The following is a 17,105-nucleotide window of genomic DNA, read 5'->3' as shown; positions in this document are numbered from 1 at the left end:
GTTGTCTACCGTATTTTGATTCCATTTATATTGGACATTTATATTGTATGGAGTCAGATAATTTACACCTATCCAATTGTCAAGTGCTGTTTTTATCGGCTGGTTATAATCAAGCTGGCTTTCACCTACCTGATCATCATTAGAACAAGAAGCAAGTGATGCCAGTGTTAAAAACAAAACTGCTATTTTACTATATTTTATTATTTTCATGATATTTTGCTTTTAAAGATTATCTAGGATTTAATTCGATACCGCTGTTTGATGCATGAAGAGGTATTTGTAAGGCTCTGCGATTATCATCTTTGACTTAATGTATCAAAATGCGATCTTTTTTATTAAAATCTTTTGAGTTATTAATAGTAGGTTTTTATTTATAATAAATTATTAAAACAAATTAAAATATTTGTTAATTAAAATAAATAAGTCTTTCTTTGTAAGAATTATAAACTTTTAAATATTTATATTATGAAAAAAATTAGAAATTACTGTGTCAAGTATCACATTTGTACTTTAATTAGTGTTTCATTTTTACTATTTAGCTGTAGTAAAGATGAAATTTATAGTGACAAAAATTCAGTGATTAAAAAAGATGATTTGAAAACATCATTTAGTGATGAGGAAGTTTTTAAAGGAGTAATGTTTTTGGAAGGTCCCGTCGCGGATAAAATGGAGGACTTCAAAGATTTGAATTTTAGAACATTTGTAACAGAAAAATCACAAATACAAGGAATTGTCAATTTTCAAAATGAAATTATAGCCAAATTAAAATCATCTGACCCCAATTATTTATCTACTTTTAGGAAAAATATAGGATCTGGTGATTACTATGTAGTTAAGTCTACTATTTCAAAAGCATCTAGTAAAATATCGAATACTGCTTTTGAATTAGCGAATGTTTCTAAAGGAGAGATTTCTGAAGTAGCAAAAAAATTTACTGCTTCTTTAAAATCAAAATACCACATTGATGAAAATTCATCAAAAGAAGATATGATTAAAGCAATAAAAGGAATGCAATCAGAAAAACAATCATCAAGATATGTAGTGCCAAAGTATGTCTACAAATGGGCAGCCGTATGGCTTGCCGCAGCTGCAGTATTGATTATTGTGATTGTTTTAGAAGAAGCGCCAGTTGATCCTTTACCTACAGATCCTTCTGAACCATTTCCTGACGATTCTACTGAGCAGATTAGACCAGAAAAAAGATATTTAGTTGAGGATTATCAATCAGATATAACGTTTGAATTAAAAGGGATTTAAATCATCTAGACCAAAGAAAATATAATGAATAAAGCCTCTAAGTTATCCATTTTATCATTTTATAGTTCAATTTTTTTAGTTCTTATAATTTTCTTTAAATTTATTTCAGTATATGCTGGAAACAATGCTATTCACAATAGTCATTCTGATACATCTAAATTTGTTTCAGTATTTCCTCAAGGTTGGGCCTTTTTTACAGCATCATCAAAAGGCCCATTATTTTACGTATTTGATTGTAATTCTAAATACCCAAAATTAAAAAACTTGAGAAGTTTTTCAAAGGAATATTATTTTGGAATATCAAGAAAAAATAGGGTATTAAATATTGAAATAAACAATATGTTTCAACAAATAGAAAAAGATTCGATAAATGGAATTGTTATCAAGACATCTGATATCAATAATATCTCTCATGCAATGATGAAGCAAAAATTTATTTTTAATAAAATCTTTCTTAAGAAAGAAAATGCGCCTAATTTTAAAGGAAAATATTTTTTTGTAACTCAAACATTGCTTCCTTGGAGTATACTCCGCAGAAAATCAGATTATCCATCATTATATAATGTGTTTCCAATAGAAATTTGTCAAAAATGAATCAATATATTACATTATTAGAACAAAAAGGAATATTTAATGAAAGACTTGCGCTTGTAAGACTTTTATTAGCCATAAGTGCATTGCTGACAATAATTTTTAATGATGTAAAATACATTACCGATTTCAGTCTCATGGTGCCAGATGAAGCAACTTTTGCTACAATTGTTTTTTTTAAAAAATTTAGTATCTTTTCACTGTTTAGTCCCATATTAGCAAAATTTTTTTCTATCTTAATTCTAGTGTCTGTCATAATTGGATATCTTCCACAGCTGACTTGCTTTTTTCAAGCTTGGATACATTTAAGTATATGTAATTCTTTTTTGGGTGTTGATGGGGGAGATCAGATAGCTTCGAACTTAAGTCTTTTACTAATTCCAATATGTTTATTTGATAATCGTTTAAATCAATGGAAATCTCAAACAAAAAATGAAACTAATATAAGGAAAGCGATTAATGTCTTTTTTAGTTGTTATTTCTTTTTGATAATTCTACAAGTTGCCGTTATATATTTACATTCTGCGGTTGGTAAATTAAATAGTACTGAATGGAAAGACGGTACCTGCGCTTATTACTGGTTTACAAACAATGTTTTTGGAGCACCAATTTATATGCAAAAATTCTATAACTTTATAACACTAAGTTATTTTGCTCCAATAATAACTTGGTCGGTAATAATTTTAGAATTATTATTATTTGCTTGTGTATTAGTAACTGATAAAAAAATAAAAAAAAGTTTTTTAATATTTGGTATTTTATTTCATTTTAGTATAGCAATCACGCATGGTCTGATTACTTTCTTTTTTTCAATGGCCGCTTCATTAATTCTTTATTTAGACAGTGAAAATATAACATATCAATATATAAAACGAAAGCTCAAACCTTTACGTTATGAAAAACAATAATAAACCTAGTGAAGAAACTAAAAATCAATGGCATAAAGATTCAAATAACTGGAAATTTTGGGCATCTTCTATTAAATCCAGAAGATAGACGAATTTTTCCTCCTAAAAGAATTAAGCAATTAGGATGGACGATTAACTTTGCAAATCCGAATTCAGTATTTATCATTTTGGTTATAATTGCAATTCTTTGTCTATTAGGAGAAAATTTAAATATCTAACCAATTTTTTAAAATAAATATACCATCAAATAGTTGCGAATTATTGATTTTGAAAAGATATTCTCATCTCTAACCAATGTGTTGACACCATCTTCGCCATCAGGAGTTCCAGCTTTGTAAGCACCTACAACATTTGAATTTTCCAATATTTTATGCTGACGGCTTGTATTCGCATAACGGCCTGATCCTGTTAGATTATAGTTAAGTTTTGAGTTAATTTTATAATCTAAATCCAATTGAAAACGAATGTCTTTAACATCAATTTCCATATAATTGTTTTTCAACTCATTTAGGATATTCATTGAAGCCCAATTGTTTCGATAGTATTCTAAATTACCATTATCGTCATAAGGTCTTAATGTTCTGCTGGTATTTAAAACGTAATTAAAAGGATTGATGTCAAAATCTCTGGTAACTTTTCCAAAAACTTCGTCTTTTTCACTTTCATAACTTCCAGGAGCCTTTTGATTACGGACAGAAGCCAGAGTAGATAAGGTTATGTTTAATTTATCATTTACAAAAAATGTCCCTTTGATGTTTGATGATAATTGGTTTACCTGATCGGCAATAGTCCATCCCGGATCATTGTAATAACCCAATGAAGCATAGAAAGTGTTGTTTTTACCGCCTCCGGCAAAACTCAAAGAGTGATTTTGTGTAATTGACGGTCTAAAAAGAACTTCGAACCAATCAGTATTGGCTAATTCATATTTTTTTAAAAATTGATTACGGCTAACAGGATCATTATTTACTAAATAACCGCCAGTTTCTGGAACATACGTATTTATTGCTTTTCCTAAAATGTTATAAGCGCCTCCATATCTGCCATTTACTGTTGATGGTAAATCCAAAAATCCTTTTGATTCCATTTCTTTAAAAATACTCATCGATTCCTGAGAATTTAAAATATCATATTGATTATAACTAGGAACTGTTCTAATTGATTGTTCTAATGAATACGTTATTTTTAATGGGGAATCTTTTTTTCCTTGTTTGGTAGTAACTACAACAACACCGTTAAGAGATCTTGATCCGTAAATTGAAGTTGCAGATGCATCTTTAAGAATTTCGATACTCTGAATATCGTTTGCGTTTAAACCTGCAATTGATGAACTTAATAAAGTCTCTGAGTTTCCTGAAGCCAGATCAGCAAATGAAAGATTGATAATATCTTCCTGCACCACACCGTCTATAACCCACAGCGGTTTTGTATCTCCGAAAATGGATGAAGATCCTCGGACCGTAATTTTTGGTGCAGTACCAAAAGTTCCAGTAACGTTTTGTACAGTTACCCCGGCAGCTTTACCTTCAATCATTCGGCTTACATCAACTACTCCGTCTACTTTTAGTTCTTTGTCAGTAATTTTGCTGACAGCTCCTGTAAAAGTTCTTTTTGAGGTTTTCTCATATCCGGTAGTGATGACAACTTCGTTAAGAGTCTGTCCTATTTCAGATAAAACCACAGTGATAAAATCGTTAGTAATATCAATTTCTTTGGTCTGCATACCAATGTAACTGATTATAATTTTGGTACTTCCAGCTGGTATTTCTATCGAGAATCCTCCGTCAAAGTCGGTTAATGTCGCCGCTTTAGTTCCTTTTACCAATACTGATGCACCAGGTAACGGATTGCCATTGGAGTCTATTACTTTTCCTTTTACAATAGTAGCAGCAATTAAATTTGAGTTTAATGAACTCAAAAGATTAAAATCTGCAGGTTCTTTAGCAGGTATAGTCTGCAGAACAATCTGATTGCTTATTTCTGAGTAACTGATATTTAAAGGTAAAAGTATTTCGTTTAAGACACTGGAGAGTATTTCATCTTCAGCATTAATGTTCACTTTCTGGTTAAGCTGAGTTATCCTTGAATTATATGAAAATTTTACAGAAGCTAATTTTTCAAGTTTAGATAATGCTTTGGATAAACTCACGTTCGTAATCGAAGCGGTGACTTTTGTATCTAGTTTTTTCTGTCCTTTGACGCTGTTCGCCATTACAACAGTAGAAAAGACAAAAGCCAGTACAATCTGAAAGAGTGTTATTTTCATGATTCGATAGAGTAATCGTTGTTTGACAACAGGTTTTTTCATAATTTTGGTCTTGTTTTGATTAATACTTTTTAAACGGGTGTTCTGAAAAACTTACCAAAAATGCTTTTTACAGAAAGCTTTTTGATACTAACTCAGCGTCAAATGTGTTACAGCATATTTGGCGCTTTTTTTTAAAATATTTTTTCTACATAGGCTTGATTTTTAATTGCATCCTTCGGACGTTATGATAATTTTGTTTCCATTCATTTCGTAACTGGTATTATTTCCAATGCTTTTACAGATAATCTTTAATTTTTCTGGCAAAGGCTGGTCGATCAATGAAGTAGTCAAATGACAGTTTTTTAGTTTTTCTTTTGGAAAATCGATTTCTATCTCGTAGGCCTGCTCGATTGTCTTGAAAATGTGGCTGACAGGTGTGTCTGTAAAATCAAAACTCAATTGTTCTATGGTTTTTGCAGACTGTTTCAGGACAATATCTTTGGTAACATCTGTTATTTTATCAAATTTGGCAGTTTCTCTTACGAAGCGTACAGCTTCATTCGGTAATAAAACCACCTCTTCAGATGAGGTTTTGGCAGTCAGAATATTCGAGTGAACTTTTACTTTTCCAGTGCGGACTACCACTTCAACATTTGGCTGGTTTTCAAATGCGCAGATTCTAAAACTCGTTCCTACGACTTTGGTAACAGTTTCATTCGCAAAAACAAAAAATGGTTTTCTTTTATTTTTACTTATTTCAAAAAATGCTTCACCTGATAAATACACTTTTCGTTCATTTCCGCTAAAAGTTTTCGGATAACTCAATTTGCTTTTGGGCTGTAATAAAACAGAGCTTCCATCAGAAAGCGTTATGATCTGAGGATTTTTGGAGTTATTTGTTTCTTCAACTAATCCTTCTTTATTTTCTATAAGGAGTTCTTTATAGATAGGATTGTTATTTGTTAAATCAAAATAATTGGTATATGCCCATGAAAAAGCCAGTCCTATTACCAAAACGGCTGCTGCAGATCTAAACCAATTGTTATTCCAGATTTTAGTTTTTGGATTTTGTGTTCTTTTAAGAGCAGCTTCTTTGAGTGCGATTTTTTTCCAGGTATTTTCTAAAGCCGATTCCACAGTTGCGGCTAACATCTGCGGTTTTTCAACTTTGGTAGCAAGAACCCATAAGCGGGCTTCTTCTACTAATTTTGCTCTTTCAGGGCTTTCAAGTGTCCAATTCTCCCAGTTGGAATTGTTTTTATTCTGCAGAATCCATTGACGAAAGGAATCATCACCTAAAAAGTCTTCTGCCCGTGTATATTTGTTTCGCTTTTGCATCTTAATAATAGGGGTTACAAAAGCAATAAGGACAAGTCTTTTATTATATACTCACCTAATTATGATTTTTTTTTAAATATTTAAAAAAATATCTTAAAAGTCTAGATAGATGAAGTAGCCAGAAGTAAAATGATTGAAATATTCTCTTTCCAGTCATTGCGCAATTTTTGTATTCCTCTAAATAGAATGTTGCTCGCAGACTGGTAATTCACTGACATTATTTCGGCAATCTGCTCTACCGATAACTGCTGATGGTAACGCAGATACAAAGCTTCTTTTTGTCTTGAAGGCAGGTTGTTAATAAGGGTATTGAGCTGTAATACCTTTTCGGCTGTAATTTCGTCATCGATTAATTGCTGTTCGATTGAGAAATCAAATAGAAATTCAGTAGTTTCTATATTGTTCTTTTTCGTGAAAAAAGGATCGCGCTGGTACAGCCGTGCTATTCTTTTGCGGACACTTGATAATAAATAAGCTTTGATAATAACGTCTGATGAAAGCGATTCCCGATACACCCAAATATCTGTAAAAACATCCTGAACGCAATCTTGTACTCTATCATCATAAGAACACAAAGAATTGCCATAACGTACTAAATCTGAATAGTATTTTTCAAAAAGTGTTGAAAAAGCTTTTTCATCACCAGCTTTCAAATTATTCCACAAAGTGAAATCATCTAAAGTGTAAATATGTTTACGCTGTGTTTTCAAAATTAATTTGAGGCTATTGGATTATTAAGATATAGTTAATTTTGTGTAATTTTACGTTTTATTTAACAAATTACCAAGTTTTTGTTCTTTTTGAGTGTCGATTTATGTATTTGGCAAAATGGAGTCCCGTTTTTTTCATTGTTTAAATAAAATTAAGGTTTAAATATTAAAAACAAATATTTGCCACATTCAAAAATAAGATTCATTTTTACATCCTATTTTCTAAAAAAAAAACTATATCAAAATCGGATGAAACATGACCAGAATAAAAAGAACTCGTTAAAACATGTTCTTTTTGGAAGCCTGATAGGCACCACAATCGAATTTTTTGACTTTTATATTTATGCCAATGCAGCTGTATTGGTTTTTCCGCAATTATTTTTTCCAAGTGCAGATGCTACTATGGCAACTTTGCAGTCTTTGGCAACTTTTTCCATAGCATTTATTTCCCGTCCGCTGGGGTCCGCTTTTTTTGGACATTATGGAGACAAAATCGGGCGTAAATTTACCTTGGTAGCAGCTTTGCTGACGATGGGGATATCGACAGTAACTATTGGATTTTTGCCAGGTTATGCCAGTATTGGCGTTGCTGCTCCTTTATTATTAATGCTGTGCCGATTTGGTCAGGGTGTAGGACTTGGAGGCGAGTGGGGAGGAGCTGTTTTATTGGCAATTGAAAATGCACCGCCAAATAAACGCGCTTGGTACGGAATGTTTCCGCAATTGGGGGCGCCAATCGGTCTGCTGCTTTCGGGAGGGACTTTTCTGTTGTTAACCGACTTGATGAGCAGTCAGGATTTTATGGATTATGGCTGGAGAATTCCTTTTATTGCCAGCTCACTTTTGGTGGTAGTAGGTTTTTATATCCGAACCAAAATTACTGAGACTCCTTCTTTCGAAAATTCAAAAAAAGAACACGAAGAAGTTAAAATTCCTTTTCTTGCATTGGTTAAATCCTATAAAAACCAACTGCTTTTCGGAACATTAGCATCTATTACCACTTTCTTGGTGTTTTATTTAATGACAGTATTTACATTGAGCTGGGCAACATCTGATCTGGGTTTTGAGAAAAGAGATTTCTTATTGATCCAGCTGTTTTCGGTGTTGTTTTTTGCTCTGTTTATTCCAGTTTCGGCTGTAGTTGCTGATAAAATCGGGAGGCGCAAAATGCTTATTATTGCTACAACTTCCATTGCCGTTTTTGGATTTTTCTTTTCCTATTTTTTAAATTCAGGAAACACAGTAATGGTAACTTTCTTTCTATGCGCAGGAATGGCTTTGATGGGATTCACTTACGGACCTTTGGGAACTTTTTTATCGGAATTATTTCCTACAACTGTTCGTTATTCAGGAGCGTCATTAACTTTCAATATGGCCGGAATTATTGGAGCGGCTTTTGCACCTATGATTGCTATCTGGCTGGCATCAACTTATAGTTTGACTTATGTTGGGTTTTATTTGACGTTTGCGGCTTGTATTTCTTTGTTCGCTTTGTTGGCAATTAGTAAAAAGGAACACAAATTTTAGGTTAACTAAGGATAAAGTATATTAAAGAGCTGCGAAAATGTTTTGCAGCTCTTTTTTGTTTTTATAGATTTTATAAATAAAATTTGGCTGTTCAAGAATATGTTTAGACATTTGTCTAAATATATAAATACTTTAAATTATGAACGACATATTTAAAGCATTGAATGATGCCACTCGAAGAGAAATACTGGATCTTTTGAAAACAAAGGATTTATCTGCAGGTGAAATTGCTGATAAGTTCAATATGTCGAAGCCGAGTATTTCTCATCATTTGGATATTTTAAAACGTGCCGATTTGATTACTGCCGAAAAATCAGGACAATTTATTTTCTATTCCCTCAATACGACCATTATGGAAGATGTACTGCAGTGGATACTAACCTTTAAAAAATAAAATAATGAACTTAACTTTAAGAAAAGAACTGCCTATCATTGGAATTGTTTTACTGCCTTTTGTTTATTTAGCTTTTATTTGGAACTCATTACCCGAAAAAGTCCCGACACATTGGAATTACAAGGGCGAAATTGATCATTGGGGAGATAAATTTTCGCTGATTGGACTGCTGTTTATGCTCCCCGTTTTAACGTATGTTTTACTGCTTGCAGCGCCAAAAATTGATCCCAAAAAACGCATTGTTTTAATGGGGGGCAAGTTTCATCAGCTGAAATTTTTTCTTGTTCTGTGCATGTCTTTATTGGCCTTGTCTATTATTTATATTACGAAGAACCAGTCTTTTTCAAGTCCTAATTTAATACCGGTCTTAACAGGAGTCTTATTTTTGGTACTGGGTAATTATTTCAAGGTAATTCAGCCTAATTATTTTATAGGAATACGGACACCATGGACTTTAGAAAGCAATGAAGTCTGGAAGCTTACCCATAATTTTGCGGGTAAACTTTGGGTTATTGGGGGATTTGCAGTCGTATTGGGAGGATTGATTTTAGAAAATAATTATTTCAATATAGTCTTTATTTCCATTATTGCAGTTTTGGCAATAGTTCCAATGGTGTATTCTTATATAAAGTTTAAGCAGATAGAGAAAAGTAAATAATCGCTTCTGTTGGTAATTTGGAGCAGAAAAATTAGGCGTTTTCAGTAAGTAGTATTGTCCAATTCGCGATTTAGAAAAAACTACAGCTAAAAAACTTGTTCTTGTAAATCGGGAGATTTCCACTGCACAAGAGGGAAGTGGACTGACGAAGTAATCGAGGCTAAAAGGAGAAATTTGGCTTTTTATCATTATCCCAAAAAAAAAAAAATGTAACAATAGATTTCAGTTTTTTAAATTTTAATTCATTACAATCAAATAAAATGAAAAGAACAGTATTTTTTATAATGACAGTTTTGTCCTCTTTTATAATGTCTGGACAGGAAATCACAGGCCAATGGAATGGTTTTTTAAAAGTTCCAGGAGGGCAGTTAGCACTTGTTTTTAATATAAGTAAAAGCGAAAATGGTTATACCACCACTATGGACAGTCCAGATCAGGGATCAAAAGGAATTCCTGTCACGGCAACCACTTTTGAAAAAAAAACTTTAAAATTAGAGATCCCTGGTGCCCGAATTGTATTTGAAGGGGAGTTAAATCAGTATAATGTAATTGTTGGTACTTTTACACAAAGCGGTCAGTCTTTTCCGTTGAATCTGTCTAAAGAAAAACTAGAAAAAGAAACCCTAAAAAGACCGCAGGAACCACAAAAACCGTATCCATATTATACCGAAGACGTTACATTTGAAAATAAAACAGATAAAAATGTTTTGGCAGGAACATTAAGTTTGCCCAGCAAAGAAGGTAAGTTTCCTGTTGTAATTTTAATTACTGGAAGCGGAGCACAAAACAGAGATGAAGAAATCTTAGGCCACAAACCATTCTTGGTTTTAGCCGATTATTTGACCCAAAAAGGGATTGCGGTTTTACGATTTGATGACCGCGGTACTGCAAAATCTACTGGCGATTATAAAACAGCAACAACATTCGATTTTGCCAAGGATGTTCAGGCTGGAATAGATTATCTGAAAACCCGAAAAGAAATTGATAAGAGTAAAATTGGATTAATCGGCCACAGCGAGGGGGGGATAATTGCTCCAATCGTCGCAGGTAATTCTAAAGATGTTAATTTTATTGTACTATTGGCAGGAACAGGAATCCGCGGTGATAAATTGATGCTTTTGCAAAAGGAAAAAATAGAACGCCTAATGGCAGTTTCTGATGGCGAAATTCAAAAAGGACAAGAAGTTTTTAAGGGTGTTTATAAAATTATTATTGATTCACCAGCTGGTGATCCTAGTCTAAAGAGTAAAGTAAGCAGTTATCTGACGTTGAAAGTTGGTGATAAAATGGTCGATAATCAGATTAAAACATTAACAGCCCAAATTACTAGTCCCTGGATGATAGGTTTCCTAAAACTTGATCCTGCAGTTGCTTTGGAAAAAGTGAGATGTCCAGTTTTGGCAATTAATGGAGAAAAAGATATGCAGGTTCCAGCAGATGTGAATCTGGAGGCTATTCAAAAAGCACTCGCAAAAGGAGGTAATAAAAATACTGCTGTTAAAACGCTTCCCAATCTGAATCATCTGTTTCAGGAATGTAAAACCGGCGCTCCGGAAGAATATGCTGTTATTGAGCAGACATTCTCCCCAATTGCGTTGGAGGAAATTTCAAAATGGATTTTGGTTCGGGTGAAGTAAAATAGAATTTATAGTTAACAAAAAAAGCCCTTTTGGGCTTTTTTTATCTCTTCAAACTAAAATGAGCTCTAAATTCTTTACCATTTTTTCGTGTAACTGTAAACCAGTAATCCGTTGATGGTAAGGGCTGATTAGAATAATTTCCATCCCAGGAACTATTTTCGGATAATACAGTTATTAATTTTCCATAGCGGTCAAATATTCTAATTCCGGTATTTGGAGCCAGATAAGCAAAATCAATTGTCCAAGTATCATTAAATCCATCGCTGTTTGGAGTAAAGAATTTTGGATAGGGAAGCACTTCAACATAATTGATGCAGTCTCCTGTTGTTGCCGCAAGTATGTTAATGACAATAGGTATTCTGTCACTTTCACAATTGTCTGCGGTTTGTGAAGCATAATATGTAATTCCGTCTGCAAGCAGGGTTGATCCTGTCAAACTTACTGAAGAAGTGCTGCTGTCATACCATTTTATGTTTTGTCCCATAATGTCAATGTCACTGATTTTTGCATTTTTCTGGATACAGAATGTCTGTGGGGAATCAGCAGTAGGACTTTGAGTGTCTTGTATTTTTACGATAATTGGAAATCTGCTGCTTTCGCAATTGTTAAGTGTCTGCGTGGTATAATAGGTGCTATTCTGCAGGAGCATAGTTGACGATAAAAGATTTCCATTCGCTACAGCATCATACCATTTAACAGCTGTTCCAATGATATTCAGATTGGCAATTGCGGCATTATCATCAATACAAAACTGCTGACTGCTGTTTCCTGTGGGCGCAGGAGTATCATTTACCTGAATTAAAATTGGAGTTCTGTCACTTTCGCACCCAATCGTCTGCGAGGCAAAATAGGTTATATTGTTTTCTAATAAAGCTGTATTTGGCATAACAGCAGCCGAAGTATTGTTGTCATACCATTTTATATTTTGTCCGGATATTTGGATAGTACTTAGTGTTGCTTTTTCGCTTTTGCAAAATGCCTGGCTTGCATTTCCAGCTGGAGCAGCAGGCGTATTAACGATAGAAACCGTAACGCCGAGTCTTGGTCCTTCACAGGAATTAATTGTTTGTGAAGCATAATAGGTTTTGCTATTTTGCAGACTGGCTGTTTGGGCTAATAAAGAGCCGTTGTTTACAGCGTCATACCATTTTATTGCAGTTCCGGTAACTTGGATATTTGCAATTGTTGGGTTTTGGCTAGAGCAGAAAGTCTGATTAGTATTTCCCGCTGGAACCAATGTGTTTTGAATGTTAATGGTTACTGGAGTTCTTTCACTTTCACAGCTATTGATAGTCTGCGAAGCATAATAAATTTTGCCGTTTTGAAGTACAGCGGTATTTGACAAAAGTGTTCCAGCAGTTAATGCATCATACCATTTTATATTTTGACCTGTGGCACTAATTGAATTTAGTGCCGCATTCTGTTGAATGCAGAAAGTCTGCGGAGTTGCCGCAGTTGGTTTTGGAGTGAAATTTGTAAAAGGAATTAGGGTAACTGTGGTCGCATTTGAAACACATCCATCATTATTTTTTACTTTAATAAAATAGGTTTTGGGATCAAGGTTTGGCTGCACTGCATTTGTAGTCCAGCTGATACCGTTATCAAAACTATATTCTGATGCACTGTCTGTTATTGTAATAGTTCCTTTAAGATTGTTACAATCGGGCTGAGGAGCTGTGAATTTAGGGTTATTAGGGTAATCTGTTGGTGCATTTATTTGAATTGTTACTGCTTCTGATTCACAATCTGCCGAATTTTTAATCCTAATTTTGTATTGTCCAGCTGGTAAATTTCCGGAATTTGGTATTGTTGTCCAACTTAATCCATTATCAAAACTATAAGCATAAGCAACTGTTGTAATATTAATTGTTCCGAAAGGATTTGTACAACTTATTGGTTGAGAAATGGTATAATTTGGTATTGCTATTGCATCAAGAGGGGTATTAATAGTCGCTTTAACGCATGATGAAGGACAACCATTAGGGCTGTTTTTAATTCTGATAAAATAGTCTCCTGTAGTTAAATTTGTAGCAATAGAATTGGAAGACCAAGTAAGTCCATCATCAAAACTATATTGATTAGCACTAGTAGTTACAGATATTTTTCCTTTGGAAGTGGTACAACTACTTGGCTGTTGAATAGAAATAGTAGGTGTTTGAGCAGGAGGATTTACATTGTAAAGGTATAGTGATTCAGGAGATGACTCGCACCCTGATTCATTTTTAATTATAATACTATAACTTCCTTCAGGTAAATTCGATTTTATTGGATTTGAATCCCATGTTTTCCCATAGTCAAAACTATATGATGTTGCTGGAGTAGTTATGGTAATATTCCCTGTTGTTTCGCAGGCAGGAGATGTTGTGGTGTAATTAGGGCGAGGTAAGTAAAAAGGATAAATTGCTGCAATTCTATCCCAGGATTCACATCCTAAATTATTTTTTACTTTAAGTGAATAATTTCCAGGAGATAAATTTGTGGCAGTATTGGAGTGGCTCCAAGTACTGCCGCCATCAAAGCTATATTGATCAAAAGGAGTATTTATTGTAATACTGCCTTTGTTTTTAGATTGGCAAGTGGGTTGTGTAACAGTAAAGTCGTATCCAATTAAATAGTCTTCTTTGAAATTAACGGAATAAAGTGTTTCTGAGATACAACCAGATTCATTTTTGATTTTAGGATAGTAATAACCAACGGGTAAATTTGCAGCCGTTGGATTTGTACCCCAAGTTTCACCGCCATCGAAACTATAAAATGGAGCGGGTGTAGTAATTGTAATAGTTCCTCCTTTACCACAAGATGGATAAGTAACTTTATGTTCAGCTTCTTTTATTTTAACAGGAGTTAATTCAATTACAAGATTTCCTGACTCACATCCTTCTGTATTTTTTATTTTTAATTGATATTTAAATCCTACAGGAAGATTTGAAGCTGTTGGGTTGGTGTTCCAATTTAAACCACCGTCAAAACTATAATAAGCAGCCGATGTCGTAATGGTAATACTTCCAGTAGCATTACTATCACATGTTGTTGGTTGTACGATTGAATAAGTGGGAGTATCAAGGTAATTGGGGTTAAGACCAAACCAGTTATTTTCACTTATGCAACCCGATTTATTTTTAATCCTAAGAGAACCATATGCGCCACCATGAGGATATTGAGTAAGATTTGGATTTGTACTCCATGTTGCTCCATCATCAAAACTATAAAATGCAGCAGGAGTGGTTATCGTAACACGTCCTGGAGTAGCACAAGCAGGTTGCACGATTGAATATTCGGGAGCTTTTAAATAATAAGCATTACCTATATTAGCAACTGCATAATTTGATTCACAGCCTAATGAATTTTTTATTTTCAAGAAGTAATTTCCAAAATCTAAATTCGATTTATAAGAATCTGTACTCCATGTTACTCCACCATCAAAACTATAAGATGCAGCAGGGGTTGTGATTGAAATACTCCATTTTGATTCCGTTTCACAATTGGGATTTGTTATTTTGAATGTAGGCGCATCAAGATAAAAAGCAGGTAAATTGGCATATACAATATCGGACTCACATCCAAATTCATTTTTAGTTATAATATTGTAATAACCGGGTGGTAAATTAGTTGCCTTTGGATTTGTTGTCCATGTTTTTCCATTATCAAAGCTATAAAAGGATGCAGCGGTATTTATGGTAATGCTACCGTTTGTAGTACATGTAGGTTCTATTGTAGTATAAGTTGGTTGAGGTAAATAAAAATTTATTTTAACTTGATAGACTTGTGATTCACAACCTAGTTCGTTTTTTGTTTTTAATACATAATTACCAGGTTGTAAATTATTAAAAGCTGGTGTTTCCTGCCATGTCTGTCCGTTGTCAATACTATATTTATAGGAAGAATTTAAAAAAATAATACTACCAGTATTACCACAGGAATTATTACAACTATTTGGTTGGTTAACTTTAAAATCAAGGTCTGGTTTAGAAAATGGATTAAAATAAATTTGATTGAAATAAGGTTTCGACTCACATCCAAATTCATTTTTAATTCTAAGATTATAATAACCCGAAGGTAAATTAGTAGCTGTTGGATTTGCTGTCCATGTTTTACCATTATCAAAACTATATTCAGATGCGGGGCTAGTAATAGTAATACTGCCTCCCTGGTTACAGTCAGGTTGGGTTAAAGTATAGGTTGGAGAATCAATATAATACGGAAAAAGTAATACACTTTGTGAATAGGATTCACATCCCATGTTGTTTTTTATTTTAACTAAATAGTTTCCAAAAGGCAAATTTGTTTTGGTAGCACTGTTTCCCCAAGTTAAACCATTATCAAAACTAAATTGATATCCCGGAGTTGTTATAGTAATGGTTCCATCAGAATTGCATGTTGGTTGAATAACTGAAAATGTTGGTCGGTCTAGTAATATTGGAGCATCAATTGTTACAATAGTAGGTGTAGATATACAACCGGAACTGGTTCTGGTCTGAATATAATATTTGCCATACTCCTTTGTGCTAAAGTTAGCATCTGATTGCCATACCAAATCTTTTGTAATATAATTGTCATCTGAAAGGAAAGCCAAGCCTTTATTAAAACTATATTCCATTCCGGGGTCGTTAACTTTAATATAACCATTTGGATCTTGGCAAGTAGGCTGAACTACTGTTACAGAAGGATTAAGAATTGAATTGTTTATAGTTAATTTTGAACTTATGAAACAATTATTTTCATCTGTAACTTTTACAGTATATTCTCCCAGATTTGTTTTAACTGAAGAAATTGCATAAGATTTATTAGTTGCTCCATTTATCGCAATCCCATTTCTATACCATTGAAAAGTTGTTGCTAAATTCATAACCTTAGTAAGGTTTGCAGTCAATGTTAAATCATTATTGCAGAAATTGCCACTTTGAACAATTGTAGCGCCAAAATTTTCAGCAGTATTTAATCTTAAATTGTCATACAAGAAAGAAGGCTCATAATCGGTATTAAATGACGGGGGCAAGACTTTCTCGGGGCCTAACATTATTGCATTAATATCAATATTTGTGGTAAAACTAATTGTTATTTCTCCCCAAACACCTTGAGGTTGATATAAAACTTTTCCAATTTCGATCCAAGATGAATCAAATGAATTTGGATCTGAAGTAGTATATAATGGTAAATTATTTTTGTTATTACAACCATAAAGTGTTATATAAGTTGGCTGTAAAAAATTAAAATCGAAATTTTTACTTAAGTTAGATGTTTCGATACTCATTAACGCAGCAATATTCAGTGTCAACTGATAGCTTATTCCAGTTAGTAGTGGAGTTGATAATTTAGTAGCGATATATTCTTTTTTATTGTTTTTGTATACTGCTCTTATGATTCCTTTACCATCCGGGAAATCCTGAAGCTTTTTGCTGTAAATAGTATTAAAAAGATAGCAGTCCTTGTTTAAATAATCTGGAGATGGGATTGTTCCTTTTATCCAATTATTGGTTGTAGGAATGTCATCATAACCTTGAGGGCATTTTGTTTTTTCTTCAAAAGAATGATTAGGTAGAAGTGAGGTTGTTATTGAGTTATTACAAATACAATCTTCATCATTTAGATCTATTTTTCCATCACTATCATCATCAATGCCATTATTGCAAATTTCCTGTGCGTTGCATAAAAAAGAAAAAAAGAAAAAAAGAAAGAGTAATTTATGTTTCATATGTAATCTTTGACAGCAGTAAAAGTAGTTAAATATCTGTTAAAAGTAATAGATTATTTAAATTCAAATCTTTTTTTAAAAAAAATAGTAGATATTTTGTATTTAAAATCTTTTCCTGAAAAGTCTCCAAATATCCCTTATT

At 33.1% G+C, this 17,105-nt stretch carries 12 protein-coding genes and 1 pseudogene; 8 read left to right on the top strand and 5 right to left on the bottom strand.

What is annotated here, in order from left to right:
• A partial coding sequence (locus IRZ80_RS16055; protein WP_228520930.1) for a putative zinc-binding metallopeptidase occupies positions 1 to 210 on the bottom strand: 210 nt, incomplete at its 3' end.
• Positions 211 to 465: 255 nt separating this feature from the next.
• Between IRZ80_RS16055 and IRZ80_RS16050 the strand changes: the two genes are divergently transcribed.
• From IRZ80_RS16050 to IRZ80_RS21235, 4 genes are read left to right on the top strand one after another with little or no spacing between them, the layout of a single operon-like run.
• Positions 466 to 1,257 carry a hypothetical protein gene (locus IRZ80_RS16050; protein WP_194642590.1) on the top strand — a complete coding sequence of 264 codons (792 nt, stop codon included), beginning with the start codon at positions 466 to 468 and terminating at the stop codon, positions 1,255 to 1,257.
• A gap of 24 nt (positions 1,258 to 1,281) precedes the next feature.
• Positions 1,282 to 1,851 (top strand): SdpA family antimicrobial peptide system protein, encoded by a 570-nt coding sequence (locus tag IRZ80_RS16045; protein WP_194642589.1) that lies wholly within the window; start codon positions 1,282 to 1,284, stop codon positions 1,849 to 1,851.
• The gene (locus IRZ80_RS16040) at positions 1,848 to 2,756 is read left to right on the top strand and encodes a hypothetical protein (RefSeq protein ID WP_194642588.1); all 909 of its coding nucleotides are present in this window, start codon (positions 1,848 to 1,850) and stop codon (positions 2,754 to 2,756) included. Before IRZ80_RS16045 ends, IRZ80_RS16040 begins: the two co-directional genes overlap by 4 nt.
• 8 nt (positions 2,757 to 2,764) lie before the next feature.
• Positions 2,765 to 2,974, top strand: a complete 210-nt coding sequence (locus IRZ80_RS21235; protein ID WP_317174780.1) for a DUF5808 domain-containing protein — start codon at positions 2,765 to 2,767, stop codon at positions 2,972 to 2,974.
• A 53-nt stretch (positions 2,975 to 3,027) separates the two neighbouring features.
• Here IRZ80_RS21235 and IRZ80_RS16035 read toward each other — a convergent pair.
• The 3 genes and pseudogenes from IRZ80_RS16035 to IRZ80_RS16025 all read right to left on the bottom strand — a co-directional run.
• Positions 3,028 to 5,064 (bottom strand): annotated as a pseudogene (locus IRZ80_RS16035) (carboxypeptidase-like regulatory domain-containing protein); the annotation flags it as partial.
• 162 nt (positions 5,065 to 5,226) lie between these two features.
• Positions 5,227 to 6,342: a FecR family protein gene (locus IRZ80_RS16030; RefSeq protein ID WP_194642586.1), complete on the bottom strand. Its 1,116-nt coding sequence runs from the start codon at positions 6,340 to 6,342 to the stop codon at positions 5,227 to 5,229.
• Positions 6,343 to 6,443: 101 nt separating this feature from the next.
• A complete protein-coding gene (locus IRZ80_RS16025) occupies positions 6,444 to 7,052 on the bottom strand; it encodes an RNA polymerase sigma factor (RefSeq protein ID WP_194642585.1) in 609 nt (202 codons plus the stop codon).
• A 249-nt stretch (positions 7,053 to 7,301) separates the two neighbouring features.
• Between IRZ80_RS16025 and IRZ80_RS16020 the strand changes: the two genes are divergently transcribed.
• The 4 genes from IRZ80_RS16020 to IRZ80_RS16005 all read left to right on the top strand — a co-directional run bounded on the left by IRZ80_RS16020 (position 7,302) and on the right by IRZ80_RS16005 (position 11,268).
• Complete coding sequence (locus tag IRZ80_RS16020) at positions 7,302 to 8,579, top strand: MFS transporter (protein ID WP_194642584.1); 1,278 nt, start codon at positions 7,302 to 7,304, stop codon at positions 8,577 to 8,579.
• A gap of 139 nt (positions 8,580 to 8,718) precedes the next feature.
• Positions 8,719 to 8,973 carry an autorepressor SdpR family transcription factor gene (locus tag IRZ80_RS16015; protein WP_194642583.1) on the top strand — a complete coding sequence of 85 codons (255 nt, stop codon included), beginning with the start codon at positions 8,719 to 8,721 and terminating at the stop codon, positions 8,971 to 8,973.
• Between the two features lie 4 nt (positions 8,974 to 8,977).
• Positions 8,978 to 9,631, top strand: a complete 654-nt coding sequence (locus IRZ80_RS16010) for an SdpI family protein (protein WP_194642582.1) — start codon at positions 8,978 to 8,980, stop codon at positions 9,629 to 9,631.
• Between the two features lie 260 nt (positions 9,632 to 9,891).
• Positions 9,892 to 11,268, top strand: a complete 1,377-nt coding sequence (locus tag IRZ80_RS16005) for an alpha/beta hydrolase family protein (RefSeq protein ID WP_194642581.1) — start codon at positions 9,892 to 9,894, stop codon at positions 11,266 to 11,268.
• Between the two features lie 43 nt (positions 11,269 to 11,311).
• Here IRZ80_RS16005 and IRZ80_RS16000 read toward each other — a convergent pair whose 3' ends face one another.
• A complete protein-coding gene (locus IRZ80_RS16000) occupies positions 11,312 to 16,963 on the bottom strand; it encodes a T9SS type B sorting domain-containing protein (RefSeq protein ID WP_194642580.1) in 5,652 nt (1,883 codons plus the stop codon).
• Positions 16,964 to 17,105 lie beyond the last annotated feature (142 nt).

Source organism: Flavobacterium sp. HJJ (assembly GCF_015351475.1).
GTDB classification, from domain to species: Bacteria; Bacteroidota; Bacteroidia; order Flavobacteriales; family Flavobacteriaceae; genus Flavobacterium; species Flavobacterium marginilacus.
The sequence above is the reverse complement of the archived record's forward strand: the minus strand, read 5'-3'. Positions and strand labels throughout refer to the sequence as shown.